This is a genomic window from Roseiarcus sp., from assembly GCF_052145395.1.
Taxonomy (GTDB): domain Bacteria; phylum Pseudomonadota; class Alphaproteobacteria; order Rhizobiales; family Beijerinckiaceae; genus Roseiarcus.
In genome coordinates this window covers 1-3,135 of record NZ_JBKQOT010000906.1, presented here as the reverse complement: position 1 = coordinate 3,135, position 3,135 = coordinate 1, and the positions used below count along the sequence as shown (strand labels likewise).

General features: G+C 60.0%; 3 protein-coding genes. All 3 read left to right on the top strand.

The window, feature by feature from the left end:
* The coding region (locus ACLP25_RS31430) for an adenylate/guanylate cyclase domain-containing protein (protein ID WP_442473007.1) at positions 1-1,409 on the top strand (1,409 nt) is incomplete at its 5' end.
* Between the two features lie 650 nt (positions 1,410-2,059).
* Entirely contained in the window at positions 2,060-2,224 is a 165-nt protein-coding gene (locus tag ACLP25_RS31425; RefSeq protein ID WP_442473006.1) for a hypothetical protein, read from the top strand.
* A 131-nt stretch (positions 2,225-2,355) separates the two neighbouring features.
* The gene (locus ACLP25_RS31420; protein ID WP_442473005.1) at positions 2,356-2,871 is read left to right on the top strand and encodes an NUDIX domain-containing protein; all 516 of its coding nucleotides are present in this window, start codon (positions 2,356-2,358) and stop codon (positions 2,869-2,871) included.
* The last annotated feature ends 264 nt before the right edge of the window (positions 2,872-3,135 follow it).

The window sequence follows — 3,135 nt, the reverse complement described above, 5'->3', positions numbered from 1 at the left end:
TGCCGGTCCAGGCCGACGGCGAATTGCGGGTCTGGTTCGCCAAATCCGATCCGCGGCGGTCGATTCCCGCCTGGAAAGTGCTTCAGCCGGGCGCCGACCTTTCCGACCTCGCCGGCAAGATCGTGCTGATCGGCGCCAGCGCCTCGCTCCTGTCCGACATCGTGGCCACACCGCTCGATCCCTCGACTCCGGGGGTGGAGGCCCATGCGCAGCTCATCGAGCAGATTCTGTCGGGAGTGACGCTGGAGCGCCCGGATTGGGCCCCCGGAGCGGAGCTCGTCGCGGCCGCGGTTCTTTCGCTCGCGCTCGCCGCGATTGTGCCCTTCATTTCCATCTACTGGTCGGCGGTCGCCGGGGCAGCCGCGGTAGGCCTAATGGCGTGGCTCGCCTGGTTCGCATTCACCCGCTATGGAGTCCTGTTCGACCCAGTCGTGCCGAGCCTTTCGGCCGGCTTCGTGTTTCTGGCGGGCGTCGGGCAGCTCTACGGGCAGAAGCGCCATCAGGTAAACGAGATCCGTTCGGCCTTCGGCAGATATGTGTCGCCCGCTGTCGTTGCCCGTCTGGCCGAGCATCCGGAATACCTGCAGCTCGGCGGACAACACCGCGAACTGACGCTAATGTTGTGCGACATCCGGTCGTTCACAACGCTGTCCGAAGGCTTCACCGCGGTCGAGCTGTCGACGTTCCTCAACGAGTATCTGTCCCCGATGACTGACATCATTTTGAAGGAGGAGGGTACCGTCGACAAATACATGGGCGACGCCATCATGGCGTTCTGGAACGCGCCGCTCGACGACGCGGCCCACGGGATCCACGGGGTTCGCGCAGCGCTCCAGATGCGCGAGACGCTGGCGCGGCTCAATCAGGAGTGGCGGGAAGAGGCCGAGAAGGCGGGTCACGCCTTCCAACCGGTCAAGTTCGGAATAGGGCTCAACACCGGCGGTTGCAGCGTCGGCAACATGGGGTCCGTGCAACGATTCGACTATTCCGCGCTCGGCGACGAGGTCAATATCGCCTCGCGGCTCGAAGGTTCCTCGAAGCAGTTCGGCGTGGACATCGTCGCCAGCGCCGCCACGCGGAACGAGGCGCCGGAATTCGCTTGGCTCGAGATCGATCACGTCAAGCTGAAGAACAAGACGCGATCAGTTGCGGTCTATGCGCTGGCGGGCGACGTTGCGTACGCTCAAGACGACGAGTTTCAACATCTGCTTGCACTGCACGAGGACATCCTGAAGTCGTACCGGGCACGAAACTTCCTCGCCGCGAAGCAGATGTCAGCTGACGCAGCGCAGATTGCTCCTGCTGAGGTTGTCGGCCTGTATCACTACTATCAGAAGCGCTTCGCTTTCCTGGCCGAACAGGTGCTTCCCGAAAACTGGACGCCGGTAATTGTGCTTGACGAAAAGTAGCCGCGATTAGCCCCTTTTGTTGGCAGCGCGAATCAGATAAGAGCCACCTTTCGCGAACGCAACGTGTGAGTTCGGAAGTTCGGGGGCGAAGCCCTTTGTTTCTTGCCACTCTGCTGTTCACTTGGCCTTCGCGGCTGATTGAAATTCTCTCACTTCAACAATCACTCACGGATCCCAATCGCTGCAGTTGGCGTCACTATCGTATATGACCGCTTGTTGGCGCGAGAACAATTGTTCCCGAACGCTTCGGGCCCGAATACACAAATCTATCAAGCTTAATCGTCGACCCTGGGCCAATTGTCACGTTAGACTTGTCGTCGAGCAGAAGCCTGGCTTTGCTGTCGACACGGGTTCGAACGCCCTCATCTCGATAGACGCCATCGCCTTGTGTGACGGGGACCATGCTTCCGGAGGCAAGATCGCCTTGTACTCCATCAATGATGATTTCAGCACCCCCGATCCTCTCGTCAGCCCAGGACGCGCTGGCGCCAACGCACAGCAGAGAGACGGCGACTATCGGCGACAAGGCTAGGCTCCATCTTCCTCGGACTCCATTGCCGGGCGCTCGGACAACTCGAAAGAGCGCTCCCATTGCAGGTCTCCATGTGATAGTCGGGTATGAAGCCCAACAAATGCGAACGACGAAAATAATGACGAGCGGCATCGGTTTCGAGACACGCGTCAAGCGGTTTCGGGCTCAGCCATCCCCTCATTTTCAGATGAGCCCGAAGGTCTCGGTGAAGGCGCTGTTTTGGCTCAACAATTCGGCTCTTGATTGCGATCGTCTTCAGGACAGCCCGGATCAAACTCGCTGAGCGCGACGAAGCCCGACAGCGGCTCATCAAGGGCCAGCGCCCGCGAGATTCGAACGACGATCGAGCATCCGAACTCGTTCAACGGTCTGCACAGGGGCGACCATTGACGGCGCGCACCGAGCCGGCTTGAAATGGCCAACAACGCCCCAGGTTATTTGACGATGAGCATAGCATCTCTCTTTGGCCAAGCCAGGACCTCAGTTTCGGAACGGCTAAAGCGCTTGAGAGTTCTCGTATCGCGGCCGCTGACGCTCGGCGTACGCGGCGTCGTCATCGATGAAGAGGAACGCATTCTCCTCGTGCGCCACACCTATGTGTCGGGGTGGCATTTCCCTGGCGGAGGGGTCGAAGTTGGCGAGACCTTCTTGGAAGCGCTCGCTCGCGAGCTTGAGGAGGAAGCGGGGGTTAGGTTGGAAAAGCGGCCAGCTCTTCACGGTCTCTTTTTCAAAGAGAGGCCATCCCGGAGAGATCACGTCGCAGTCTACGTAATTCGAAATTTCGCGATCCTTGACGCCCATCGGCCCGACCCCGAGATCGAGGAGGTTCGCTTCTTTGCTCGCAGTGACCTGCCCGCAGGAACGACCGCAAACACCCGCGCTCGCATCGCTGAGATCTTCGAAGAGTCGCCTATCTCCACCTATTGGTGACATAATGCAGATCCGGGCACGTGTCCGCTCGCTCGCAGTTCGTGACCCAGCTTATGCGATCGATCACCGGCTAATTAAACCTACGATGGACGTGCGATGCAACTGCGGGGCTGCGCGTTACAGTGCACTGATGAAACCACGACCGCCAAGGACTGCTCTGAACCTAGAAACGGCAGTTGGCCGATGTGAGGTTCATTCGGTCAGCGAGATTTCGCGTTTGGGTTGCATCAGGTTGGGGCGAGGCGGGGCGGGGCGCGGAGGAGG